Genomic DNA, 23,791 nt, shown 5'->3' with positions numbered 1-23,791 from the left:
GGGTGCTGCGAGGGGTGCAAGCCAGTCCAACCAGCGCTGTCAGCCCGGGGGTAGGCGGCTGGGGCCTGGAGCAACTGCAGGGCGGGAGCGCTACCGCACCGCCTCATGAAAGGCCTGACCCGTACCGTGGCCCTGCTCGCCGAAATCGCGCTCGATCCCTTGAGCGTGCGTCTGCGCGCGCCGAGCGAACCGGTAACGGCCACCCAGGTCGGCTTCATGACGGCTGCGATGCTCATCGGCGGCACCCTGCTGTCCATCCTGACCACGCCGGACCCGATGTGGTGGCAGCTGCATTTCAGTCGCCTCGGCACCTTCTCGGTGTTCTCGGGGCATCTGTTCAACGCCACGCTGATCGCGGCGGGGGGCGGCGTGGTGCTGTTCGGGTGGCGACTGAGAATCGAGATGAAGCGCCACGCCGGAACGTCCGTGCTGGTGAGCCGAAGGTCCGCGACCGCTGTCCCGATCCTGGTCGTGCTGATCGGCATCCATCTGTCGTTCGTCGGCGTCATCCCGCAGAACACCAACGAGTTCCTGCATGACCGGGCCTCGACCGGGGCGGTGTTCTCCTTCACGGCGATCCTGCTGTCCAGCCGGTGGCTGTTGCGCGGCATGCACCGCGGGGTCACCCGCGCCACCCGGCAGGTCGGCGTGGGCCTCGTCGTGGCCGTCAGCGTGTACATAGCGGGTTTCATCAACCTCGCCGCCTTCGAACTCGTCGGATTCAGCCTGATCTTCTTCTGGTTGCTGTTCTTCGCACGCAACCTCGGCCGAGGTGCCGACGCGGCGCCTCCTGCGCCGGCGGTCCAGCGGACGGCGAGCACGCACACCGTGCCGCTGCCCGCTCGCGCCCGCGCGCGTCGGATCCGCGCCGCCGCGAGCGGCCCCTCGTCGGCAGCCGCGCGGCCGCGCACCGTAGCCCGACCGCGTGCGACGGCACGGGCCCGGCGCAGCATGAGCCGCGCCTCCACATCGCGTCAGCCGGATCCGGAGCATCACCGAGCACGCAGCTGGCGACCCCCGGTCGATCGGCGGTGATCCGCGCCAGGTGACGTGCGTCAGCGCGACTCCGGGTCCTCCTCGGTGACGGTCTCGTCGCCATCAGCCGCGTTCATGTCACGCTCGTCAGCATCAGCCACGTTCACGTCACGCTCGTCAGCATCAGCCACGTTCGTGTCACCCGGCACCGGGTCCACGTCCACCGGCACCGGCACCGGCTCGGCGTCCACCGGCACCGGGTCCGGGTCCGCCTCCGCCGGAGGGGACGTGATCCCCGCCGCAGCGGACGTGAGCTGCGCCTCGAGGGCGGTTTCGTCGCCCTGCGGCATCTCGATGTCCGGTCCCTCCTCGATGGGCGGCACCTCGACGTCGGCAAGGGCGGGAGCGGACACGGCAGCGGGAGCTGAGGCGGCGGCATCCCGTTCCCGGATCTCACGTCGGGTCAGTCCGCGCTCGGTGGCCGTGGCCACTCCCGGTCCGACCGGCGCCGACACCGGTGCGTCGGGGTCCGTAGAACCGTCGTTCCGGCGGGTGCGCCGTTCCTTCGCGCCCTCGACCAGGTTGTAGAGCGTCGGCAGCACCAGAAGCGTGAGCAGGGTGGACGAGACCAGGCCGCCGATCACCACGATGGCAAGCGGCTGCGAGATGAAGCCGCCGTGACCGGTGATCCCGAGCGCCATCGGCGTCAGCGCGAAGATCGTGGCCAGCGCCGTCATCAGGATGGGCCGCAGTCGTCGCGATCCTCCGGCGACGGTGGCATCGTGCGCCGACAGACCCTTGGTGCGGTACTGGTTGACCAGGTCGACGAGGACGATGGCGTTGGTGACCACGATGCCGATGAGCATCAGGACGCCGATCAGAGACGCGACGCCCAGGGGAACACCCGTGGCGATCTGCAGCAGGATGGCGCCGGTCGCCGCGAACGGCACCGAGATCAGCAGCAGCAGCGGCTGGCGGAGCGACTTGAACGTCGCGACCATGACGATGTAGACGATCAGGATCGCCGCGAGCAGCGCCAGCCCGAGCTGGGTGAACGCATCCTGCTGCTGCGAGATGACACCGCCCAGTGCGGCATCCGCCGAAGCGGGCAGGTCGGCTTCGGCGAGCGCCGTGTTCACCGACGCGGATGCCGTCGTCAGATCGTCCGTGGCCGGGGTTACGGTGACGGTCGCTGTCCGCTGACCGCCTTCGGTCGTGATCGAGGTGGGTCCCTCGCTCTCCTCGACCGTGGCGATCTCCGCGAGCGCGATGGGGCCTTGGGCGCTGGGAACCGTCAGCTGCCGCAGCTCCTCGATCGTCGTGGGGGTCTGCGACGCGGCCAGATACACGGTCAGCGTCGTGTCCTCGATCTCGACCGCCCCGATCTGCTGGGGCTGCATCGTGTTCGACACGAGCGCTCCGACCGCGACCTCGGACAGGCCCAGCGACGCGGCTTTCTCGCTGTCCACCACGACGGCGATGTACGGCAGGGAAGCGGACAGGTTGCTGGAGACCTGGCCGATGCCCTCCGCCCCGGTCACGGCATCGACGACGGCATCCGTCGCCTCCTGCAGGGTGGCCGAGTCCGGCGCGGTGACGTCGATCTCGATGTCGGTGGACCCGAATCCGCCACCGCCTCCGGCGATGGTGATCGTGCCCGCGTCCTCGAGATCGGCGACCGCGGACTGGACCTCTTCGCGCAGCGCGACCTGGTCGGCGTCCGGGTCGGTCGTGATCGAGTAGGTGATGCCGCTGCCGCCGCCGGCGAAGGCGTCGCGCAGCGCGGACCCGCTCGAGCCGATGGACACCTGGACGGTTTCGATGCCGTCGATGCCGAGCAGCAGCGATTCGACCTGGGTCGAGGCCGCATCCTCGGCCTCGAGGCTCGGCGCCTGACCGATGTCCTGGGTCATCGTGAACGTGTTCTGACCGGAATCGCCGAGGAAGTTCGTCTTCAGGAAGGGCACGGCCGCCACCGTCCCGGCCAGGACGAGCACGGCCAGCAGCAGGGTCGCCCAGGAATGCTTCAGGGTCCAGCGCAGGATCGGAAGATAGGAATTCTGCAGGCGGCTCGGCGGCGCTTCGGGATCCTCGGCGTCGATCTGCCGTCCGTCGGGTCCGAAGATCGGCTTGCCCGGGCGCAGGAACCAGTACGCCAGTACGGGCACGATCGTCAGAGCGACGAACAGGGAGGCGGTCATCGCGATGGTGACGGTGAGCGCGAACGGCCGGAACAGCTCGCCGGTCACGTCCCCGACGAAGGCGATCGGGAGGAAGACGGCCACCGTGGTGATCGTCGAGGCTGTGATCGCGGCGGCCACTTCGCGCACGGCCCGCAGGATCGATGTCATCTTGTCGGCGTCGCCGACGTAATGGCGTTTGATGTTCTCGATCACGACGATCGAATCGTCGACCACGCGGCCGATCGCGATGGTCAGCGCACCGAGGGTGAGGATGTTCAGCGAATAGCCGAAGGCCTGGATCCCGATGAACGTGATCAGCACGCTCGTGGGGATCGAGATCGCCGTCACCAGCGTCGCGCGAACCGACAGCAGGAAGACCAGGATGACGATCACCGCGAAGAACAGGCCGAGCAGGCCCTCTTGCGCGAGCGCCTCGATCGACTGCTGGATGTAGGGGGCCTGATCGAAGACGACGGTGAACTCCGCGCCGTCGAGGCTCTTCTCCAGGCCGGGCAGCGCGGCCAGCACGCCCCGGGATACATCGACCGTGTTGGCCGAGGGCAGCTTCGTCACGGCGATCGTGAGCGCGGGTTCGCCGTTCACGCGCGAGACGGTGGTGACCGGGTCCTGGTTCTGCTCGACCGTGGCCACGTCCGCGATGGTCCGGGGTCCGGACTCGAACTGCGCGGCATCCGACGGAACGAGCGGGAGCGCGGCGATCTCCTCGACCGACGTGATCTTCGACCCGGTCTGCACGGTGAGGGTCTGGCCGTCCTCGGTGATCTGTCCGCCGGGGAACAGGACGCCGTTCTGATCGAGGGCGTCCCGGATCGCCTGCTGCGCGTAGCCGGCCTCGGCCAGCGCAGCCGGATCCGGGGTGATCGTGATGCGCTGCCCGACGCCGCCCACGATCTGCGCCGCGTTCACCCCGGCGATGTCCTCCAGTTCGGGGACGATCGTGGACTCCAGCTGCGCCTGGATGGTCTGCTCGTCCTCGTATCCGGTCACCGCGAGCTGGATCACCGGGAAGTCGTCGATGCTCGCCGAGATGACGTTCGGCTCGATCCCTTCGGGAAGCTGCGCCTTGATGCGGTTGATCGCCTGGGTGATCTTCTGCTCGGCCGTTGCCAGGTTGGTGCCGTAGGTGAAGGACGCCTGGATGATGGATGCGTTCGTCGTGCTGGTCGCCGCAGTCGACTCCAGCCCGGGAACCCCCTGGATCGCCGCCTCGATCGGGATCGACACGTCGTTGCTGACGACCTCGGGGGAGGCGCCCGGGTACGTGGAGACCACCACGAGCGCCGGGAACTCGATCGACGGGATCAGCTCCTGCTTGAGGCTCGTCAGGGCGAGACCTCCGAAGACCGCGGCGACGATCGTGATGAGGGCGATGAGCGCACGGTTCTTGAGGCTCAGTACGGCGAGATTCGACACGGTGGCCTTCGCTGGGGATGCAGTTCGGATGCCCGGGGAAGTGCCGGGTCGGGGATGCCGGGCTCTGCCCGTGCGACCGATACGCACATGTATCGAGTCCTCAGTATCCCACGGTCAATTCTTCGAGGACGCCGCGAATCCGGGCCTCGCGGGTGCCCGATCACCGCCCCACGACGTCACAGCAGTGTCGCGAGCGCCAGACCGACCGCGGCGGCGGGGACGGCGACGAGAAGGTTTCCACCCTCGTTCAGCCCCGCCCCGAGGACCTCCCGCGGCGACGGCGCCGAGCATGCGCGCACGGGGACGGGTGGGCGGCGCGGCACCGGCCCGCCTATGCCCGTGGCCGGCCTCAGCCGATCAGCAGGCGCTGTATCGCCGATTCCGGCGACACATCCAGGTCCAGGATCCGGCCGCGTTCGTAGGCCTTGAAGACGGCGGGGTCGATGTAGCTGCTCCGCGCCACGGCCGGCGTGTTCCCCAGAGCCTCGGACGTCGCCCGCACGGCAAGGGCCTCGGCGCGCTTGCGATCCTTCGCCGTGTCCACCGTGCCGATGCGCGCGAGCGCTTCGGCGGCCAGGATCGTGCCGCGCAGGGTGCGGAAGTCCTTGGCGGTGAAGGCACCCCCGGTCAGCGAGCGCACATGCGAGTTGACGTCCGCGGGGGTGAGCGGCACGCGACGGGTGCCGCGACGGTAGGCCAGCAGCGCTGAGCGTGGGCGGCCGACGCTCAGTTCCCGCATCACCGCGGCCAGTTCCGCGTCGTCGATCTCGATGTTGGCGCGTTTGCCGCTCTTGCCCGGAAACGAGAGGGTGGTGCGGGACTCCGCGACGGCAGCATCCCGCCGTTGCAGAGTCGTCAGGCCGCGGCTTCCGTGCTGCTCGAGGTACCGCGCCGAGCCGATCCGCGGCGCTGCCTGGTCGAGCAGGCGGAACGACGCGGCGAGCACCCGTTCCCGATCGATGTCGTCGCGGCGCAGCGCGCTGGTGACCCGGCCCCGCGCGCGCGGCAGCGCCGCAGCGAGCTCGAGGGCGCGGGAGAACTTGCGACGGTCCCGGCGCTCCCGCCACCGCGGGTGATACAGGTACTGGCGTCGGCCCGCGTCATCGACGCCGACGGCCTGGATGTGGGCGTTCGGGTCCACCGAGATCCACACGTCCTGCCACGCCGGCGGGATGACCAGATCGTGGATCCGCTGCCGGTCCGCGGGCAGAGCCGCCGATCCGCTCATATCCGCGTAGCGGAAGCCGCTCCCGGACCTGATCCGTCGATAGCCGGGGTCTTCTCCCGGGCGGACCCGGACCAGTCGTGCCACGTCGCCTCTTGTCTTGTTGTCTTGCGTCGTCGATGGGAACAGCGGTCAGTGCCCGCCCGCGGTCAGTGATCGCGGAGCATCGCGATGAGCTCGGCCTTGCGCAGCTCCTCGTAGAGGTCCGGATTCTTGCGGCTGATCGACCCGCGTCCTTCCGGCATGCTCTCCTCCTCGGTCGTCTCGACGGTACGGCCCGCGCCGCACGGATCCGAAGGGCTTGACAAGCCGATGACACCGCAGATACCCGAGACCGGCGTGGCGAACGCCCTTTCCTGGGAGTCCGCTGTGTAGCACCGTGCCCGAGCGCGCGTCAAGCCCCTCCCCTGAGCGGGGCCGGGATGGCAGTATCTTTCGCGTGCCCTTTGCGGCATCCGGGTCGCGCCACACCTCGCATCCGGCGACAGAAGGAGAAGCCTCCATGAACCTCGCCCTCATCATCATCATCGTCATCGCGATCATCCTCGCGATCTTCGGTGGCCTGAACTCAGCACTGAGCTGGCTTCTCTGGGTCGCCATCATCGTGGGAGTCATCGCGCTGATCGTGTTCCTCTTCCGAGTCATCAGCGGCAACCGCCGCACGTGAGCGGCAGGTCGGCCTGCGCCGACCTCGCTCCCCCAGGAAGCGGATGCCGTATTCGGACGAGATCGTCGGAATACGGCATTCGCCGTGTGATGCATCGGCGGATGCCGCGTACCGCGCTCGTGCGGACGCGGCATCCGCTTTCGCGTCCCGTCACTCCGGCCTGAGCCACACCGTGCTCTCCGCGGGAACGATGCCGAAGGGCACGTCGGCGCTGGCGAGCACCACTCCGGATGTGTGCACCAGATCGGAGTCCGCCAGGTCGAAGTCCTCGTGACCGAAGTTGGTCAGCACCGACCAGCCGTTCGGCCGCACGAAATGCAGCACATCCGCGCGGCCGGTCTCCACCCACGCCAGGCTCTCCTGCGTCTGCAGTTCGTGGCGCAGCGCCAGGGCCCGGCGGTACATGTTCAGGGTCGAGCGCACATCCCCCTCCTGCGCTTGCACCGCTGCGTCGGCGAACCACTTCGGCTGCGGCAGGTGGGAGTGATCTCCGCCGAAGCCGAAGGACTCCCCGGCACGCGTCCACGGCAACGGGACCCGGCATCCGTCCCGCCCCATGTCGGCGCCGCCGCTGCGGAAGAACGTCGGATCCTGCCGGCAGACGGCCGGGATCTCGGCCACCTCGTGCAGGCCGAGTTCCTCCCCCTGGTACAGGTACGCGGAGCCGGGCAGTGCCAGCACGAACAGGGTCGCGGCCCGTGCGCGCCGCAGCCCTGCGGTCCGATCCAGCCGGGGCTCGACACCGCCGGACCGCAGCCACTCGTTTCCGTGCTTGCGCACCGGTCGCCCGTCGTCCGTGCGCTGCGCATGGGGCAGTCCGTACCGCGTGGCGTGCCGGACGACGTCGTGGTTGGACAGCACCCACGTCGATGAGGACCCGGACGCCGCGGCCAGCTCCAGGTTCTCCGTGACGATGCGACGGAACTGCGCGGCGTCGAAGTCCGCCTCGAGCAGGTCGAAGTTGAACGCCTGGCCCAGACTGTCCGGCCGCGCGTACAGCGGGATCCGCACCGGGTCCACCCACGCCTCGGCCACGGCGGTGCGGGGCGGGTCGTACGCGTCGAACACGGCACGCCATTCCGCGTAGACCTCGTGCACGTCGTCCCGGTCGATCATGGGATGCCGGCCGTCGCGTGGCAGCGCGTCCAGCTCCGCCTGCGACGGAAGCGGTTCGGTGAGGTCCTTGGTCAGCATGTGGGCGACATCGATGCGGAATCCGTCCACCCCGCGGTCTGCCCAGAACCGGAGAGTACGCACGAAATCGGCACGCACGTCCGCATCCGCCCAGTTCAGGTCGGGCTGCTCGACGGCGAAGTTGTGCAGGTACCACTGCCCGTCGGCCACGCGCTCCCACGCCGATCCGCCGAATGCCGACACCCAGTCCGTCGGCGGAGCCGCACCGTCCGGTCCGCGTCCCTCGCGGAAGATGTACCGTTCCCGGGCGGCGGAGCCGCGCCCCGCCGCCGAAGCCTCCCGGAACCACTCGTGCAGGTCGGAGGTGTGGTTGGGGACGATGTCGATGACCACGCGGATGCCGGCCGAATGCAGTCCCGCCAGCAGGGCGTCGAAGTCGTCCAGGGTGCCCAGTCGCGGATCGACGTCCCGGTAGTCGGCCACGTCATAGCCGCCGTCGGCGAGCGCGGACGGATAGAACGGGCTCAGCCACACCGCGTCGATCCTCAGCTCGGACAGGTACGGCACTCGCGAGGTCACTCCGGCGAGGTCGCCGATCCCGTCGCCGTCCGCGTCGGCGAAGCTGCGCGGATAGACCTGGTAGACGACAGCCTGACGCCACCAGGACGCGTCCTCGCGGGCGATGGTGCGGGCGGGCAGGGTGCGAAGCGTTGTGGCCATCGGACCGGTTCCTTCCGGGCAGAAGATCGGGCGACCGGCAGATGCCGGCCGCGCTGGGACGCCGCGGACGGCCGGTCAGCCCTTCACCGCGCCCTGGGTCACGCCCTCCATCACCCAGCGCTGGGTGAACAGATACACGACGATCGCCGGCGCCATCGCCATCAGATACGACGCGAAGGACACGTTGTAGTTGTTGCTGAACTGCGTCTGGAAGATGCTCTGCACCACGGGCAGGGTCTGCTGGCTGGGATCCGAGATGATCAGGGAGGGCATCATGAAATCGTTCCAGGAGGCCAGGAACGCGAAGATGCCGACCGTCGCGCTCATCGGGGCCAGCAGCGGGAAGATCAGGTGCCAGAACGTCTGCCAGGTGCTCGCCCCGTCGATCCGCGCGCTCTCCTCCAGCTCGTGCGGGATCGAGCGCAGGAATGCGGTGAACAGCAGGATGCTGAAACTGAGCTGGAACATGATGTGCAGGATCGCGACACCGGCCGGGTTGTCCAGACCGGTCAGACCGGTCAGCTGGATCTGCGGAAGCGCCACCACCGGGAACGGAATGAACATCGCCGCCAGCAGGTAGTAGAACGACCAGCGGAAGAGCCGGTGATCCCAGTTGCGGGCGATCGCGAAGGAGGCCCATGCGGCCAGCAGGATGGTGCCGGCCACGGTCGCCGCAGTGATCAGCACCGAGATCGTGAACGCCAGGGGGAAATTGGTCAGATTCCAAGCCGTGACGAACCCGTCGATGCTGAACGGGCTCGGCAGTGAGAAGGCGTTGCCGTCCACGGCCTGCGACTGGGTCTTGAAAGCCATCGACACGGTCACATACAGCGGGATCAGGACGGTGAGCGTGCACAGCAGCAGCACGATGGTGCCGGACCAGTTCGTCCGCTCCCTGGCGAACCGCCCGCCGGAAGGCTTGCGCGGCTTGCCGCCCTCGAGGGCCTCGGCTGCTTCGACGTTTTCGACCGCGAGGGCTGGTTGCACGGACATCACAGCACGTCCCTTCCTCGGGTGAGGCGGAGTTGGAGCAGGGCGATGGCGACCGTGATGACGAAGAAGATGGTCGCATTGGCCATCTGATAGGCGTAGTCGCCGCTGGTGAAGCCGGTGACGATGGTCATCGCGATGCTGCGGGTGGCGGTGCCCGGTCCGCCGTTGGTGAGCCCGACGATGATGTCGTAGGCGTTCAGGAAGTTCTTGAAGCCGAGGATCACATTGATCACGACGTACCCGGCGACCAGGGGCAGGGTGATGCGGGTGAGTTGGGCGAGTCTGCCCGCCCCGTCGATGTCCGCCGCTTCGTACACTTCGCCGGGGATCGACAGCAGCCCGGCGATGTAGATCAGCAGCGTCCCGGGGATCGCCTGCCAGGCCGTGACGATCACGATCGCCACCCACGCCAGGTCCGGATTGGCCAGGATGCTCTCACTCAGCCAGCCGATCCCCAGCGTCTGTCCCAGCGCGGGGACGGAGTTGGAGAAGAGGAAGTTGAACACGAAGGCGATCACGATGCCGGAGATGACCATGGGGATCACGAAGATCGTCCGCAGGGCGGTCTTCATGCGGATCCGCGAGGTCAGGCCGACCGCGAGCAGGAACGCCACCGCGTTCACGAGCACCACGGTGACGGCGGCGAATCCGAACGTGAACAGGTAGCTCTGCAGGATCGCCGGGTCGGAGAACACCGCGATGTAGTTGATGAATCCGACGAACTGCCAGTCGCCGAACCCGATCGAGTTGGTGAAGCTGAAGAAGATCCCGATGATCGCGGGCAGCGTGATCGCCAGGGTGAACAGGATCAGGGTGGGCAGCAGGAAGACGTAGTACATCCCGTCGACCCGCTGCCTGTGGCGCGGCGGCGGCTCCCCCGCGCTCGTCCGTGCCGGTGCGCCCGCTGCAATCGGCGGCGCTGTCGTGGTTGCCATGGTCGTGTCGCTGCCCTTCTGTGTGGTCGTGCGCTACTGGCGAAGGGCCAGTCGGGCCCAGTCCGCGTCCATGACCGCGAGCGTCCTGTCCACATCCGACCCGGTCACGATGCCCTGGATGTAGTTGTCGGTGGGGATGGTCAGCGGGATCGCCTTGGACGCGCCCTGGTAGAACCGCGCGTCGTCGTAGTACTCCTTCATCTCGACGATGCGCGGATCCGTGACCGGCGCGGCGTCCGTGGTGGTCCCGTACCCGAGGAAGGCGGCATTGTACTCGTCCATGACCTCCTTCTGGAACAGGAAGCTCAGGAAGTCGCGCGCTGCCTCCTTGTGCTCGGATGCCTCGGGGATCCACGCCGCGAGGTCGATGTTGACCCGCACCTGGTTGTCCTGGGGATCGTCGGTCATCGGGAGCGGGAAGGTGCCCAGGTCCATATCGGGGTCCGTCTTGGCGATCTCACCGAACGCCCACGGCCCCTGCAGGTACATCGCCGCCTCGCCCTGCGCGAAGGCGAGGTTGCCGTCCCCGTAGCCGCGGCTGGCGGCATCCTCGTTGATGTACTGGCCGGTGAGCTCGGTCATGCGCTCCACCGGCTCGGACAGCGTCTTCTGGAAGGACACCGGCGAGTCCGGGCCGACCTCGGTGCCCAGCTCGTTCATCTGCGCGTAGAAGTCCGCGACATCGATCGCACCGCCCACCGTGTAGTCGAACCAGCCCTGCCCGACCGTCCACGGGTCCTTGAACGTCGCGTAGAACGGCGTGATGCCGGCGGCCGTGAGCGCCTCGCACACCTCGATGAGCTGGTCCCAGGTCTGCGGGACCTCCAGTCCCTGCTCGGCGAAGATCTGCTTGTTGTAGATGACGGATGCCGCCATCACCGAGTACGGCAGCACGCTCGTCCTGCCGGGGTAGGTCGCGTACTGGTCGACCAGGTCCTGAACCTCGGGAAGGATGCGCTCGGCCTCCGGCATGTCACTCAGATCGCTCAGCGCCCCCCGCTCCATGAAGCGGGCCATCTCCATGTTGTAGTTGAGCAGCCCGAGGTCAGGCGGGTCGCCCCGCAGGAACCCGGCCTGAAGATTGGACGAGTTGTCGAAGACCACTCGCACGTCGTCCTGGGACGCGTTGTATTCACCGATGAGTTCCCGGAAGTAGGGGATCGCCTCCGGTTTGCTCAGGTGGAACCGCACCTCCGCCGGCCCGCTGTCACCGCTGCATGCGGACAGCGCCGCGCCGACAAGTCCGAGGGCGAGCACGGCGGCGGACGCTCGTCTCCATCGCCGGGATGATTCAGCCACGTCGCCGTCCTTCCGACCCATCAACACTGATGCGGAGATTTCACCGAGGAATAGATTTACTCGGAAAATCAAATCGTTGCGACCATAATGCGAGGTGACTGGTGAAAGGTCAACCCCTTGTCCAACCCGCTGTCCCCGACCGCTTCGCTGCGCCGCGCGAACCTGGGCGCGATGCTCTCGCATGCCTGGGATACCGACGTCTTCACCGCGAGCGACGCGATGGCGACGGTGGGGTTGACCCGCTCCACGACCATCGACGTGATCGAGGAGCTGGTCGGAATCGGTCTGCTCCGCGAACTGCCGAACGCCCGCGCCGGCGGGGACTACCAGAAGGGGCGGCCCGCACGTCGCTTCGAACTGCGGCATGACGTCGCCAGCGTGGTCGGCGTGGACGTCGGCCCGGATCACATCCTGACCGCGGTCGCCGACTTGCGCGGACGTCTGCTGGCGAAGGATCAGTACGAGACCGACCTGGAGCACGACTCCCCCGCGGAGCGCCGTGCCGCCGCCACCGCGGCGGTGGACGCTGCGCTCCGGGCGTCCGGCCGTGCGCGCGCGGACGTGCTCGCGGTGTGCGCGGGGGTCCCGGCGCCGGTGAACGCGCGCGGCGAGTCCCCGCCGCACCGCACCGGCTTCTGGCAGCGCATGAATCCGGACCTGATGGAACTGTTCGGCCGATGGGCGCCGCTGGTGCGCGTCGAGAACGACGCATCCCTGGCCGCCATCGCAGAGGGATCGATCGGCGCGGCCGTCGGCGAGTCCGACTACGTGACGCTGCTCACCGGCGAGTTCCTCGGGGCCGGCGCAGTGGTCGACGGTCGCCTCCTGCGCGGCGCGCACGGCGGGATCGCCGAGATGATGGCGTTCGACCATGTCGTCGGCGTCGGCGGTGCGTGGGGGCTGGATCCGCGCCTGGTCCGCTCGGCCCGGGAATCGCTCGCCGCCGGGGAGTTCCCCGCCGCCGGCGCGATCGCTCAGATCCCGGCGGTCGACCTGCGCGGCGAGCGGATCCTCGAGCTGGCGCGAGCCGGGGACGCGGATGCGGAGGTTACCGTGGCCCGCATCGGGCAGATGGTCAGCATCATCGCGGGCGTCTTCGGCAGCCTGTTCGACCCGCGCCGGGTGATCCTCTCCGGGTTGCCCGCGGACTCCGCCGCGCAGGTGGTGGCCGCGGCCCGCGCGTCGCTGAACCTGGAACTGGATCTTCCCGCTCCCGAACTGTCCGCATCCCGGCTGGGCGCGGATGTCGTCTGCATCGGCGCCGTCTCGGCCGCTCTCGAGGCGGCACGGGAGGGTGTCCTGGACCTCGGCGGCGACTGGACCGCCGGCGGTCTGCGCCGAACGGGCTGAAGAGGATTGGTTCGAGCGAGGATGCCGCGGCGCGGCCGTGGCCGCGGCATCCCCGCCGGTCTTACAGGTTCGCCTCCGCGTAGCTGCGCAGAGCGTCGCGCACGAACTCGGCGCCTGCCGTACCGCCCCGGCTGGTGCGGTAGTTCGCGCCGAAGCGCTCATCGGCCACATACATCTGGCCGAGCCCGATGACGTACGCCTTGACGTCGCCGCCGGCCGCCGGTGTGCCGGGGATGCTCGTCAGCCAGTCGACGTGGCGCTTGGCCAGCGCTGCAGCCTCGGGACTGTCGGGCGAGACGCCGGCCTCTGCGGCCGCGATCCAGTCGCGACCGAGGTCGGCGACACGCTGCTTCCACGCCGCCTTCTGGTCGTCGTCCATCCCGCGCCACCAGCGGTCGCCGTCCGCATATGCCCTGCGCCCCCAGCGCCGCTCGACTTCGTCCTGGTACTGCGAGTGGTCGAAACCGTCGAACATGTCCTCTGCCATGATCCGTTCACCTCCCTTCATCGCCGCGATGGTCAGCTGCACCGACGCGACCTGCCGCGCGAGCCTGCCCTGTTCCTGTTCCAGCCACGCGAGGTGCGCGGCCAGCGCGTCCTCCTGCGCCGTGTCCCGGTCCAGCACGGCGCCGATCCGGTCAAGGCCGAGACCGAGGTCTCGCAGCAGCAGAATCCGCTGCAGCCGCACGAGTGCGTCCCGGTCGTAGTACCGGTACCCGTTCGCGCCGGTGCGCGAGGGCTTCAGAAGTCCGACGTGGTCATAGTGGCGAAGCGCCCGACTGGTGGTGCCGGCCGCCTTGGCGATCTGCTGGATCGACCACTCCTCGTGCTCCATCGGTGGGTCCTGCCTCCCTCACGGCTCCACGCTAGATCTTGACGCTGCGGTAATGTCAACCGGGTCTCGGCTGAACGTTCGCCGACAGGCCCTTGACAAGAACGCGATATATCGTGTTGTCTGAGTTCATCGCGATATATCGCGACTTATCCTTCGTACATCGAACTCAGGAGCAGCCATGACCCTCGAGAAGTGGATCATCCACCCCGGCGACACACGCGTCATCGACCTCGAATCGGTGCGCAAGCTCAAGGTGGGCCTCATCGGTGGCCAGATCGACGTCATCGGCCACGACGAACCCGGCGCGCGCATCGAAGTGCACGGCGTGACCATCAAGGACCTGCGGATCGAGGTCGTCGGAGACGTCGTGGAGATCGACCACCCGCAACTGCGTTGGGACAACTTCCTGGAGGTCTTCCGCAACTTCGGCGGGGGCGGGCCGAAGGCGGAGATCAGCGTCGCGGTCCCCCGCGAGGTGGCCCTGAACCTCGGGGTGGTCAGCGCCAGCGCACTGGTCTCCGGCATCCGCCACGACACACGTCTGAACACCGTGTCGGGCGACATCATCGTCGACGGACTGACCGGGGATCTGACGGTCAACGCGGTCTCCGGCGACGTTCAGATCCGCGGGCTCGTCGGCGCGCTCAGCGCCAACAGCGTGTCCGGCGACGTGGCCGCGACGGGAACGATCCGCAAGGCGACCGTCGACACGGTCTCCGGCGCGACCCTGGTGGACACCAGCGGTGAAGCCCAGCAGGTCGGCCTGAACACCGTCAGCGGCAACGCCACGGTGCGGCTGGACGAAGGCCGCCCGGCCAACTTCGTGGTGCGCAGCGTCAGCGGCCGCGTGCAGGTGGACGGCGTGGTGCGCTCTGGCAAGGGCACCGGCCCGACCACGAACTTCACCGGTGCGGTGGGCGAGCTCAGCGGCTCGTTCGTGGACGTGCGGGCGAACTCGGTCTCCGGCGATGTCACCGTGCTGCGCCGGGCGGTCGCGGATCCCCCGGTCCGCGCCGGCGACGCGCAGGCGATCGCGGATGCCCCGAGTGGAGCGAGCGATGCCGGCGCGGAGAAGGAGTGGTGATGGCACCTGTCTTCTCGCACGGCGACCTGCGCCTGTACCTGCTGAGCCTGCTCGATGAGGGGCCGCGTCACGGCTACGACATCATCCAGGCGCTCTCGGATCGAACCGGCGGCACGTACACGCCGAGTGCCGGCACCATCTACCCCCGACTTGCCAAGCTCGAGGAGGACGGGCTGGTCTCCAAGACCGTGGACGGTCGCAAGACGGTTTACGAGATCACGGATGCCGGACGGGCCGAAGTGGCCGCCCGGGCCGGTGACCTGGAGGGGATCGAAGCCGGCCTGACGGATTCGGTGCGGCTCATCGCCGACGAGGTGCGCGGGAGCGTGCGGGAGGCGATGAAGAGCCTGCGCGCCGATCTCGCAGCGGCCACCCGTGAGGAGCGCACCGCGTCGCGGGAGGCACCGCGGGCGGATGACCCGCGCACCGCGAGTCGCGAGCAGGTCCATCGCGCGGATGCCGCGATCAACGAGTTCCGCGCGCGTGTGCGCACGGATCTGCGCTCGCACGTCGCCCGCGGCGGCGAGCTGGCGGCATCCGTCGTGGACGAGCTCATCGCATCGTTGGACGGCGTCGCCCGCGACATCACCCGTTCCCTGCGCCGCTGAGGGCGCCGGCCGGCTCTCAGCCGGGCCAGATCTCCTCGTCGTCCGGCACGGGCTCCCCGAGCGGGACGACGAGGATCGGCCGGTGCTGGCGGTGCGCCAGCCGCGCGGCGACCGAGCCGGTGAAGAACCCGCGGATCGATTCGCCCAGGCCGCGCTTGCGCGTGCCGACCACCAGCAGCCGCGCCTCGATCTGGTCGGCCAGCTGCTTCATCGCCAGCGCGGGATCGCCGACGAGCTGCTGGACGCTCCACCGGATGTCCGACCGCTCGAGCAGGGCCGTCGCCTCCGCGGTGACGACAGCGAGATCGCTCTCGCCCGCAGCCACATTGATGTCGATCGGTGCCGAATGCACGTAGCCGTCCGGATCCTCATAGGTCACGAAGCGGGTCACGTCGACATGCACCACCACCAGTGGCGCCTGCAGCAGCTTCGCGTATCGCGCCGCCTCCTTGAGCACGCGCGCCGGGAGGCCCGGCACGACACCCACCACGACGGCGCCGCGCAGAGCCGCGGCGTCCGCTTCGGGGACAGGCAGCGGCATGCCGCCGGCATCCGCCCCCGGGGTGCTGTCAGATGCTTCGTCGGCCATATGTCCCGCCCTCTCGCTGCCTGGCCGGAGCGGTCTGCGCCCAGGGCTCCGTGGTATCCTGAATGCTACTCTTACCGGCCTCGAGCCGGTTTCGTGAATGCCCGGGTTGACGCGGCGGATTGCCCCCGCACCGCCCGCTACTCAGAAATGAGGGGGTCTCGCATGGGGCGTGGCCGTCAGAAGGCGAAGCACACCAAGATCGCGCGCGAACTCAAGTCCTACAGCCCGACCGTCAACTACTCGGCGCTGGAGAAGGAACTGGGTCACCCCGACGACGAGCAGTACGTCGACAAGTGGGCCGACCAGTATGCCGACGAGTACGAGGGCGAGAAGGCGTAGTCTTCGCGCCCGCTGATCTCGTTACGGGTCTCCGCCACCTGTAACGCCATGCGGCGACCATCGCACGCAGCGATCACCAGTTTCCGTGGCGGCGCTCCCACTCGTCCTCGATCGTGACGCGACGCGCGACGATCAGACCGGCCGGGATCGCCGCGGCGACCACACCGGCGAGCACCAGCAGCGGCACCGTCCAGGAGGCGGTGGCATCGTGCAGCAGTCCGATGCCGATCGGGAACACGGCCACGATCGCGTATCCGATGCTCTGCACGAATCCGCTCAGCGCGACAGAGCCCTCGTGAGTCCGCGCGCGCAGGCCGAGCAGCACGAGTGTGAGCGGGAACAGCAGCGGCTCCAGACCGAGCAGCGCCACCCAAAGCCAGGGAGCAGCCTGCGGTGCAAGGAGGAGCCCGGCGATCGCGGTCAGTCCGGCGGTGACGGCGATCGCGAACAGCACGCCGGTCGCGTGGTAGCGGGTCACCAGCAACGGCACCAGCAGTGAGGCCGGCAGGCCCATGGCGGCGAACAGCGCGAGCAGGATGCCGGCGCCGGCCGGGGTGACACCGGCGACGTCGATGAGCAGCTGGGGCAGCCAGGCGAACGACGTGTACGCCATGGTGCCGGCGGCGAGGAAGCCGACGGCCAGCGCCCATGCCAGCGGGAGGCGCCACATTCGGCCGAACACCCGCGGATTCGGCGGTTCGATGTCCTCGTCCACGACGGCGGCACGTTGGCGCACCAGCATCGCGACCCAGGGAATCAGCGCCAGCGCCGCGAACACCGCCCACATGCCCAGCGAGAATCCCCAGCTCGTCGCATCCGCCACGGGCACCGCGATCAGCGGCGGCATCAGCGTCGCGACCGCCATGGTGGTCGTGTAGATCGTGGTGATCAAGCCGATGCGGTCCGGGAAGTACTTGCGCACCAGCGGCGGCAGCAGGATGTTGCCCACACCAACGGCGGCGAAGATCAGGGCCGTCCCCAGCAGGAGCGCCACCGCGTCGGTCGCCAGGCCGCGCAGGGCCATCCCCGCGGTCGCGACCGCGATGGCCAGCACGGTGAGGCGCTCCAGTCCCAGCCTGCGCTCGAACAACGGCGTCAGGATGCCGAACACGGCGTAGCAGACCGGCGGCGCGGTCCCGATCAGACCGATGATCGCTGCGGGCATCGCGAAGTCGTCCGTGATGTGGTCGATCAGGGGCGAGAGCGCGGCCACGGCGGAGCGCAGCGAGAAGGCGAACAGGACGATCCCGACCAGGGCGAGAGTCCGACCCTGCCAGAGCGGGCGGGCGGAAGTCGGTGTCACTGCTCAAGCTTAGGTGCGAGGTCGAGCCGACCCGCATCAACGATGCCGGTTGTCCAGTAGCGCGCCGGCACGTATCGAGACAGCGGAGCGCGCGGTGATCCGGGGCGGCTCAACTCTCCTGGGAGCCCTCGACCCAGGCCAGGTACTCCTCCGAGACCGTGCCGGTCACGTAGCGCCCGTCGAAGCAGCTCATGTCCAGGTCGTCGAGGTCCGAGCCCTCCAGGATGGCCGCCTTGAGGTCCTCGACCTCCTGGTAGACCATGTAGTCCGCGCCGAGCTCCTCGGCGATCTCCGGAATGGTGCGTCCATGGGCGACCAGCTCGTGACGCGACGGCATGTTGATGCCGTAGACGTGCGGGTACCGCACCGGCGGCGCGGCCGAGGCGAACGTGACGCTTTTGGCCCCGGCATCCCGGGCCATCTGGATGATCTCCTTGCTCGTCGTGCCCCGCACGATCGAGTCGTCGATCAGGAGCACGTTCTTGCCCTTGAACTCGCTGGACATCGCGTTGAGCTTCTGACGCACGCTCTTCTTGCGGACCGCCTGTCCGGGCATGATGAACGTGCGGCCGACGTAGCGGTTCTTGTAGAAGCCCTCGCGGTACTCCAGACCGAGCTTGCGCGCGACCTGCATCGCGGCCGGGCGCGCGGAGTCGGGGATCGGCATGACCACATCGATGGTTCCCGACGGCGTGTACTTGGCGATCGTGTCGGCCAGACGCTCGCCCATCCGCAGCCGCGCCTCGTACACGGAGATCCCGTTCATGATCGAGTCCGGCCGTGCCAGGTAGACGTATTCGAACGAGCACGGCGCCAGCCGCGGCGTCGCGGCGCACTGCCGGCTGTGCAGGTGCCCGTCGAGGTCGATGAAGACGGCTTCGCCCGGCAGCACGTCGCGCACCACGTCGAAGCCGCCGTTCTCCAGCACCAGCGACTCGGAGGACACGATCCACTCGTAGGCGCCGGCATCCGTCTTGCGGGTGCCGATGATGAGCGGGCGGATGCCGAACGGGTCACGGAACGCGAGCAGGCCGTACCCGGCGATCAGCGCGATCGCGGCGTAGGAGCCCTCGACACGTTCGTGGACGCGGGAGACGGCGTGGAAGACCTGTTCCGGATCCAGTTCCAGGCCCGAGATCGAGGCCTGCAGCTCGTTGGCGAGCACGTTGACCAGCAGCTCGGTGTCGCTGGAGGTGTTCAGGTGCCGGCGGTCCTTGTGGAACAGCTCGTCGGTCAGCTCCCTGGTGTTGGTCAGGTTGCCGTTGTGCACGAGCACGATGCCGTACGGGGCGTTCACGTAGAACGGCTGGGCCTCCTCCTCGCTGGAGGCGGTGCCCTTCGTGGCGTAGCGCACGTGCCCCAGTCCGATCGTGCCCAGAAGGGTGCGCATGTCCCGGGTGCGGAAGGCCTCGCGGACCATCCCGCGCTCCTTGTGCACGTGGAAGATGCCGCTCGGCTCCGCCGTGGCGATGCCGGTCGAATCCTGCCCGCGATGCTGCAGCAGCAGCAGCGCGTCGTAGATCTCCTGGTTGACCGAGCCCTGCCCGACCATTCCGACGATGCCGCACATAGGGTCTAGTTCGCTCCGTCTGAGTTGTCGCCGTCGCGGTACGCGCCGACCAGTCGCACGGCGCCGCCGTCGACGCCCTTGGCGCCCTGCTCGAAGTCGCCGTGCCCGTCGGCCGGTACCGTGCCGTCCTGGACGACCCCGACGCGCCATGCTGCGATTCCGTCCCGGGCCAGGGCGGATGCTGCGGCGTCGGCCTGCTCGGCGGCGACGATCGCGACGAAGCCGATGCCCAGGTTCCACGTCCCCTCGGTCGCCTCCAGTTCGAGGCCGCCCAGGTCCGCGAGCACGCGGAACACGGTCGGCGGCGACCACGTCGAGCGGTCCAGGTCGACCCAGGTTCCGCGCGGCAGGACGCGGGCGAGGTTGGCGGCGATACCGCCCCCGGTCACGTGGCTGAGCGCATGGACACCGGATGCGTCGCCCTCAGTGGGGGTGCTGCCGCTGAGGGTGTCGATGAGACGCAGGAGCGGTGCCGTGTACAGGCGGGTGGGCTCCAGCAGCGCCTCGCCCCAGGTCGTGCCGAAATCGGCCGCGTGATCGCCGTACTGGATGCCTGCCTGCGTCACGATGTGGCGCACGAGCGAATAGCCGTTCGAGTGCAGTCCGCTGGAGGCCAGGGCGAGGACCACGTCGCCGGGGCGGACGCGATCAGCGCCCAGGATGCGACCCGCCTCGACGACACCGGTCGCCGCGCCGGCGACGTCGTAGTCATGAGGACCGAGCAGGCCGGGGTGCTCGGCGGTCTCGCCGCCGACCAGGGCGGTGCCCGTCTCGGAACACCCGCGTGCGATGCCCGCGACGATATCGGCGATGCGCTCGGGGAAGACCTTGCCGCACGCGATGTAGTCGGTCATGAACAGCGGCTTGGCCCCGACCACGACGATGTCATCGACCACCATGCCGACCAGATCGAGTCCGATCGTGTCGTGCTTGTCGATCGCCTGCGCGATCGCCACTTTCGTGCCGACACCGTCGGTGCTGGTCGCCAGCAGCGGGTGCGCGTAGGAGCGGAGCGCCGACGCGTCGAAAAGCCCGGCGAACCCGCCCACGCCGCCGAGGACTTCGGGGCCGTGGGTGCGGCGCACCGCCGACTTCATCAGCTCGACGGCCAAGTCGCCGGCCGCAGTATCGACACCGGCTTCGGTATAGGGGTTCACTGAGGCGCTTCCGTGCGCGGAAGAGGCGTCGCGGGAGGGTGAGGCCACCATCCCAGCCTAGCGGCGGCACAGCCGAGCGGATCCCCGATGCCGGAGGGCGCCTCACGGGTTCGGCGGGCGCGCCTCCGCGGACGAGGCGGGTGTCGGCGGCCCGCCTTAGACTTGGCGCCATGGGCGGCAGTAGTGCTCCGGAGTGGCTGATCCGCGAGGACGCGGGCCAGCCGGTCCTGCTCGCGCTCTACCTCCGGCAGGCGCTGGGCATCCGCTCCCCGGACGAGCTGCCGCACCTGCGAGGCATCCCGGCACGCGTGAACGACCGCTCCGAGGACGCGCAGGCTCTGCTGGAGCGCCAATGGCGCGAGTTCTGGGCCATGACGGTCGAGCCGACCGCGCATCCCTCCCCCGTCCCCCTCGAGCTGGTCGACGGCTTCGAGACCCTGGTCGCGCTCCCGGCCGAGGGATCCGAGGTGCTCCGGGACGCGATCGTCCCGCACGCCGCGGAGTCGCTGGCGTTCTCGCAGTCCGCACACGAGCGCTACCGGAAGGAGGCCGCGGCGAAGCCGGGCGTCTCGTATCGGGCCTATGCGAGCGCGATCGCCGAGCACGAGCGCCAGGTGGGCCGTAGAGCGCACTCGTTCGAGCTCAATGTCCAGGTGCTGCCGCTGACCCAGCGCGGAGTGTGGTGGATCGGATCACTCACCATCGCGGTCACCGACTCGCTGCGCGGAGACGTCGTCGCCTTCGACGCGGCGATCCACCCGATCATCGCCGAACTGGCTTAGCGGCCGGTTCAGTCCTCGACGTGAATGGTTGCGCGATCGACCGTGACCTCACGCGAACGGCGGGCGAGAACGCGATCGAGGATCAGCGCGGTCACCCCACCGATGGCGACGCCGACGGTGATGCAGATCAGCGCCAGGAAGCCGAAGACCTGCCCCTGGGAGTAGATCAAGCCGGTGTTCGGGCTGGTGTCGGCGGTTCCGTTGGACGCGAACGTGAGGATCAGCGCGACCAGCAGACCCAGACCGGCGCCGGCGATCAGGAACACCGCGTACTTGGGCGTCCGCCGCACCCGCACCGTCTCGATGCGGTCGGCGGCCACGGGGTGGGGAACCCCACCCGGGTTGCGAGCGGAGGATGCCGCGGCATCGGGTTCGGGGATCTGCGCCGGTTCGGCCATGGCTCCATTGTCTCACCCGGCCGGCCAGGCGCGGTCGGCGGAGCGGTGCGGGCGTGCTCTGCGCGAAGGGCAGAGCACGCCCGCCCTCATCAGGCGCGCACGCTCCGGCGGCGCACGGCGAACGCGCCCGCGCCGACGATGAGCATTCCGATTCCGAGCCACAGCGCGTCGATCGACGCCTCGCCGCCCGTGACGGCGAGGGAGGCCGACGTGGCCGCGTCACAGGGGACCTCGGCTCCGAGGGGGAACGAGAACGTCACCGGGTCCAGCGCAGTGCCGGCGGCGTAGAAGCCCGCGAAGGCCTCCGCACCCGCCGCGGTCAGCGTCGCCGCCGCGCCGGTCCAGCCGATCCGCGACGGGGATTCGACGGCGCCGGGCAAGGTCAGGGTGGCGAACACGACGCTGCCCGCGTCCACGCTCGGCGAGCCGTTGTACGACGTCGACTGGACGCCCATGATCAGTGACGCGGAGGTCGCACTGTGGACCTGGATGCGCGGGTTGGAGAGGGTGATCTCGAGCGCACCGCTGTGCCCGGCGAACGAGGTGGATCCGCCGTAGCCGACGCGGCCGCGATCCTCCTGCGTGTTGTAGGAGCCGGAACCGGCCCCCCACCCACCGGAGATTGACCCCTTGGCGATGCCGCCCGCGATGTAGTCGCGGAAGCTCTGCTTCACGCCCCACTGGATGTCGGCTCCAGACACGGCGCGTGCAACGCACGCCGGCTCGGCCGGCTGCGGCACGGTCGCCGGCTCGGCCGGCTGCAGGGCGGGCGGCACGGTCGGGACGATGACCGGGTCGGCGCCGGGGCGGTCGCCGGCGTACTCGACCGCGACGGACAGCTCCTGCGCGGCATTCGAGATGCCACCCGCGCCATACGTGTAGACACCCCAGTTGCCGGCGGGCAGGCCCGACGAGAAGTCCTGTGCGGTCAGCGTCGCCGCGAAGGTTCCGTCCTGGGACAGTTCCACCCACTGCGCGCGGATGGTGCTCTGGTACTGGGCCGGCACCTGGTCGAGCACCGTCGCGGCGAGCGCCCACGTCTGCGAGACGACCTTGCGCGTCGAACTGGGGGCCGATGCCGACGGCTTCCACTCATCAAGGAAGGAGCCCAGCACGACGTAGGTTCCCTGCGGCAGTGTGCTCGGGATGGGCACACCACGACCGCCGACGTTCGCCCCGGGGTCGAAGCCGCTGCCGCGAACGATGAGCTCGTCGTCCGTGTACACGGGCTGGCCGGTGTACGGGGTGACGCCATCGGAGAGGAACACCGAGAGCGCCGGCGTGAACACCGGCGGAGTGGGTTCAACCGGCTGGGCGGCCACCGTGTGCGCGACTGTCGCGGAGGTCGAGGCGGTGAAGGCCGCGGCATCCGTCGGAGTGAACGCCGCGCTGAAGCCGTGCGCAGCCGCCGCGGCTCCCTCGACGGTGAAGGTCGCCGCATCGCCGACCAGCGGGACCGGCGCACCCAGCGGGCTGCCTGAATCGAAGAACGTGACCGTGCCGCTCGCCGCGGGCGCGACGGTCGCGGTGAGCAGGATGTCCGCACCCGGCGCGGACGTCGCTGCCGGGGATACTGCGAGCGTCGTGGAGGTGGCCGTGGGTGCGGCCGGCAGGCTCGTGTACGTCAGCGCGAAGGCGAGATCATCCATCGGATCGCCGGCGGCGTAGGAGCCGCCGAATGCCTCTGCGCCCTCGGCCGTAAAGGCCACACCGGTCGCCGCGACGCTCACGGTCGCGGCGCCGTCGGTCTCAGCGGGCGCGCCGAGGGACACCGACGAGATCGTGGCGCCGAGGACTGCCGTGGCCGCGTCGCCGGCCGACCAGTACACGCTGCCGACGCCGCCCGCGAAGACGACGCGGGGGTCGCTGACGGCCAGGGCGATGCCGTGCGAGGGGACGTCGAACTGCACGCTGCCGGTGAACTGCGCCGATCCCTCGGCGGTGGCGGGATCGAATTCGCCTGCAGCGGGGGACCAGACGTACTCGTCACCCGCGAGGCCGGCTCCGCCCGATGCCGTCGCCGTGCCCCCGAACGTGGCGACGTAGCTGTTCCAGCTCGCCTTGAAGCCCCAGGTCAGCTCAGACGCGGAGGCGGTCGGTGCGGCCTGCGCCGGAGCGGCGACTCCCGCGAATGCCGCCGTCGCGACGAGCGTGCCGGTCAGCACGCTCGCCAGCGCCCGCCAGCGGGACGCCTTTCGATCACTTCTCACG

Annotated in this window: 20 protein-coding genes; 7 read left to right on the top strand and 13 right to left on the bottom strand. The window is 69.2% G+C overall.

The window, feature by feature from the left end; translation table 11 throughout:
• Positions 1 to 105 precede the first annotated feature (105 nt).
• Entirely contained in the window at positions 106 to 1,035 is a 930-nt protein-coding gene (locus tag QNO12_RS00575; protein ID WP_257500854.1) for a DUF998 domain-containing protein, read from the top strand.
• A 20-nt stretch (positions 1,036 to 1,055) separates the two neighbouring features.
• On the opposite strand, the gene QNO12_RS00570 is transcribed toward QNO12_RS00575, so the two are convergent.
• Both QNO12_RS00570 and QNO12_RS00565 read right to left on the bottom strand, forming a co-directional pair.
• Positions 1,056 to 4,592, bottom strand: coding sequence for an efflux RND transporter permease subunit (locus tag QNO12_RS00570; protein WP_257500855.1), 3,537 nt, complete (start codon positions 4,590 to 4,592; stop codon positions 1,056 to 1,058).
• Positions 4,593 to 4,941: 349 nt separating this feature from the next.
• Positions 4,942 to 5,904 carry a DNA topoisomerase IB gene (locus tag QNO12_RS00565; protein ID WP_257500856.1) on the bottom strand — a complete coding sequence of 321 codons (963 nt, stop codon included), beginning with the start codon at positions 5,902 to 5,904 and terminating at the stop codon, positions 4,942 to 4,944.
• A gap of 415 nt (positions 5,905 to 6,319) precedes the next feature.
• Here QNO12_RS00565 and QNO12_RS00560 point away from each other — a divergent pair, with 415 nt between their 5' ends.
• On the top strand, positions 6,320 to 6,484 hold the full coding sequence (locus QNO12_RS00560) for a hypothetical protein (RefSeq protein ID WP_257500857.1): 165 nt from the start codon (positions 6,320 to 6,322) through the stop codon (positions 6,482 to 6,484).
• Positions 6,485 to 6,634: 150 nt separating this feature from the next.
• On the opposite strand, the gene QNO12_RS00555 is transcribed toward QNO12_RS00560, so the two are convergent.
• From QNO12_RS00555 to QNO12_RS00540, 4 genes are all read right to left on the bottom strand, one after another.
• The gene (locus QNO12_RS00555) at positions 6,635 to 8,338 is read right to left on the bottom strand and encodes a glycoside hydrolase family 13 protein (protein ID WP_257500858.1); all 1,704 of its coding nucleotides are present in this window, start codon (positions 8,336 to 8,338) and stop codon (positions 6,635 to 6,637) included.
• Between the two features lie 75 nt (positions 8,339 to 8,413).
• Entirely contained in the window at positions 8,414 to 9,331 is a 918-nt protein-coding gene (locus tag QNO12_RS00550) for a carbohydrate ABC transporter permease (protein ID WP_257500859.1), read from the bottom strand.
• Positions 9,331 to 10,266 carry a carbohydrate ABC transporter permease gene (locus tag QNO12_RS00545; protein ID WP_374113554.1) on the bottom strand — a complete coding sequence of 312 codons (936 nt, stop codon included), beginning with the start codon at positions 10,264 to 10,266 and terminating at the stop codon, positions 9,331 to 9,333. Before QNO12_RS00545 ends, QNO12_RS00550 begins: the two co-directional genes overlap by 1 nt.
• 33 nt (positions 10,267 to 10,299) lie before the next feature.
• Positions 10,300 to 11,565: an ABC transporter substrate-binding protein gene (locus QNO12_RS00540; RefSeq protein WP_374113555.1), complete on the bottom strand. Its 1,266-nt coding sequence runs from the start codon at positions 11,563 to 11,565 to the stop codon at positions 10,300 to 10,302.
• Between the two features lie 117 nt (positions 11,566 to 11,682).
• Between QNO12_RS00540 and QNO12_RS00535 the strand changes: the two genes are divergently transcribed.
• Entirely contained in the window at positions 11,683 to 12,915 is a 1,233-nt protein-coding gene (locus tag QNO12_RS00535; protein ID WP_257500860.1) for an ROK family protein, read from the top strand.
• Between the two features lie 61 nt (positions 12,916 to 12,976).
• Here the strand turns inward: QNO12_RS00535 and QNO12_RS00530 are convergent, their stop codons facing one another.
• Complete coding sequence (locus QNO12_RS00530; protein ID WP_257500861.1) at positions 12,977 to 13,750, bottom strand: MerR family transcriptional regulator; 774 nt, start codon at positions 13,748 to 13,750, stop codon at positions 12,977 to 12,979.
• Positions 13,751 to 13,928: 178 nt separating this feature from the next.
• Here QNO12_RS00530 and QNO12_RS00525 point away from each other — a divergent pair, with 178 nt between their 5' ends.
• Both QNO12_RS00525 and QNO12_RS00520 read left to right on the top strand, forming a co-directional pair.
• Positions 13,929 to 14,834, top strand: a complete 906-nt coding sequence (locus QNO12_RS00525) for a DUF4097 family beta strand repeat-containing protein (protein ID WP_257500862.1) — start codon at positions 13,929 to 13,931, stop codon at positions 14,832 to 14,834.
• Entirely contained in the window at positions 14,834 to 15,442 is a 609-nt protein-coding gene (locus tag QNO12_RS00520; RefSeq protein ID WP_257500863.1) for a PadR family transcriptional regulator, read from the top strand. The genes QNO12_RS00525 and QNO12_RS00520 overlap by 1 nt, the downstream gene beginning before the upstream one ends.
• A 16-nt stretch (positions 15,443 to 15,458) precedes the next feature.
• Here the strand turns inward: QNO12_RS00520 and QNO12_RS00515 are convergent, their stop codons facing one another.
• Complete coding sequence (locus QNO12_RS00515; protein ID WP_257500864.1) at positions 15,459 to 16,031, bottom strand: universal stress protein; 573 nt, start codon at positions 16,029 to 16,031, stop codon at positions 15,459 to 15,461.
• 162 nt (positions 16,032 to 16,193) lie between these two features.
• Between QNO12_RS00515 and QNO12_RS00510 the strand changes: the two genes are divergently transcribed.
• Positions 16,194 to 16,370, top strand: a complete 177-nt coding sequence (locus QNO12_RS00510; protein WP_257500865.1) for a DUF3073 domain-containing protein — start codon at positions 16,194 to 16,196, stop codon at positions 16,368 to 16,370.
• Between the two features lie 73 nt (positions 16,371 to 16,443).
• Here QNO12_RS00510 and QNO12_RS00505 read toward each other — a convergent pair whose 3' ends face one another.
• The 3 genes from QNO12_RS00505 to purM all read right to left on the bottom strand — a co-directional run bounded on the left by QNO12_RS00505 (position 16,444) and on the right by purM (position 20,448).
• A complete protein-coding gene (locus QNO12_RS00505) occupies positions 16,444 to 17,673 on the bottom strand; it encodes an MFS transporter (RefSeq protein ID WP_257500866.1) in 1,230 nt (409 codons plus the stop codon).
• Between the two features lie 109 nt (positions 17,674 to 17,782).
• A complete protein-coding gene (gene purF, locus QNO12_RS00500; RefSeq protein WP_257500867.1) occupies positions 17,783 to 19,243 on the bottom strand; it encodes an amidophosphoribosyltransferase in 1,461 nt (486 codons plus the stop codon).
• Positions 19,244 to 19,248: 5 nt separating this feature from the next.
• Positions 19,249 to 20,448 carry a phosphoribosylformylglycinamidine cyclo-ligase gene (gene purM / locus QNO12_RS00495; RefSeq protein ID WP_257500868.1) on the bottom strand — a complete coding sequence of 400 codons (1,200 nt, stop codon included), beginning with the start codon at positions 20,446 to 20,448 and terminating at the stop codon, positions 19,249 to 19,251.
• Between the two features lie 122 nt (positions 20,449 to 20,570).
• Here purM and QNO12_RS00490 point away from each other — a divergent pair, with 122 nt between their 5' ends.
• A complete protein-coding gene (locus QNO12_RS00490; protein ID WP_257500869.1) occupies positions 20,571 to 21,182 on the top strand; it encodes a zinc-binding alcohol dehydrogenase in 612 nt (203 codons plus the stop codon).
• Positions 21,183 to 21,190: 8 nt separating this feature from the next.
• Here the strand turns inward: QNO12_RS00490 and QNO12_RS00485 are convergent, their stop codons facing one another.
• Together QNO12_RS00485 and QNO12_RS00480 are read right to left on the bottom strand one after the other, a co-directional pair.
• A complete protein-coding gene (locus QNO12_RS00485) occupies positions 21,191 to 21,580 on the bottom strand; it encodes a potassium transporter Trk (protein WP_257500870.1) in 390 nt (129 codons plus the stop codon).
• 89 nt (positions 21,581 to 21,669) lie between these two features.
• Positions 21,670 to 23,790: an HtaA domain-containing protein gene (locus tag QNO12_RS00480; RefSeq protein WP_257500878.1), complete on the bottom strand. Its 2,121-nt coding sequence runs from the start codon at positions 23,788 to 23,790 to the stop codon at positions 21,670 to 21,672.
• Position 23,791: the final 1 nt, after the last annotated feature.

It is taken from the genome of Microbacterium sp. zg-B185 (assembly GCF_030246885.1).
Taxonomy (GTDB): Bacteria; Actinomycetota; Actinomycetes; order Actinomycetales; family Microbacteriaceae; genus Microbacterium.
This window is presented reverse-complemented; position numbering and strand designations above follow the sequence as displayed.

Excerpts from the sequence above, each read along its gene's own strand:
- purF (WP_257500867.1), bottom strand. The coding sequence starts at position 19,243 with ATGTGCGGCATCGTCGGAATGGTCGGGCAGGGCTCGGTCAACCAGGAG.
- QNO12_RS00515 (WP_257500864.1), bottom strand. The coding sequence starts at position 16,031 with ATGGCCGACGAAGCATCTGACAGCACCCCGGGGGCGGATGCCGGCGGC.
- QNO12_RS00575 (WP_257500854.1), top strand. The coding sequence starts at position 106 with ATGAAAGGCCTGACCCGTACCGTGGCCCTGCTCGCCGAAATCGCGCTC.
- QNO12_RS00490 (WP_257500869.1), top strand. The coding sequence starts at position 20,571 with ATGGGCGGCAGTAGTGCTCCGGAGTGGCTGATCCGCGAGGACGCGGGC.
- QNO12_RS00485 (WP_257500870.1), bottom strand. The coding sequence starts at position 21,580 with ATGGCCGAACCGGCGCAGATCCCCGAACCCGATGCCGCGGCATCCTCC.
- QNO12_RS00555 (WP_257500858.1), bottom strand. The coding sequence starts at position 8,338 with ATGGCCACAACGCTTCGCACCCTGCCCGCCCGCACCATCGCCCGCGAG.
- QNO12_RS00550 (WP_257500859.1), bottom strand. The coding sequence starts at position 9,331 with ATGTCCGTGCAACCAGCCCTCGCGGTCGAAAACGTCGAAGCAGCCGAG.
- QNO12_RS00520 (WP_257500863.1), top strand. The coding sequence starts at position 14,834 with ATGGCACCTGTCTTCTCGCACGGCGACCTGCGCCTGTACCTGCTGAGC.
- QNO12_RS00530 (WP_257500861.1), bottom strand. The coding sequence starts at position 13,750 with ATGGAGCACGAGGAGTGGTCGATCCAGCAGATCGCCAAGGCGGCCGGC.
- QNO12_RS00525 (WP_257500862.1), top strand. The coding sequence starts at position 13,929 with ATGACCCTCGAGAAGTGGATCATCCACCCCGGCGACACACGCGTCATC.
- QNO12_RS00545 (WP_374113554.1), bottom strand. The coding sequence starts at position 10,266 with ATGGCAACCACGACAGCGCCGCCGATTGCAGCGGGCGCACCGGCACGG.
- QNO12_RS00510 (WP_257500865.1), top strand. The coding sequence starts at position 16,194 with ATGGGGCGTGGCCGTCAGAAGGCGAAGCACACCAAGATCGCGCGCGAA.
- QNO12_RS00560 (WP_257500857.1), top strand. The coding sequence starts at position 6,320 with ATGAACCTCGCCCTCATCATCATCATCGTCATCGCGATCATCCTCGCG.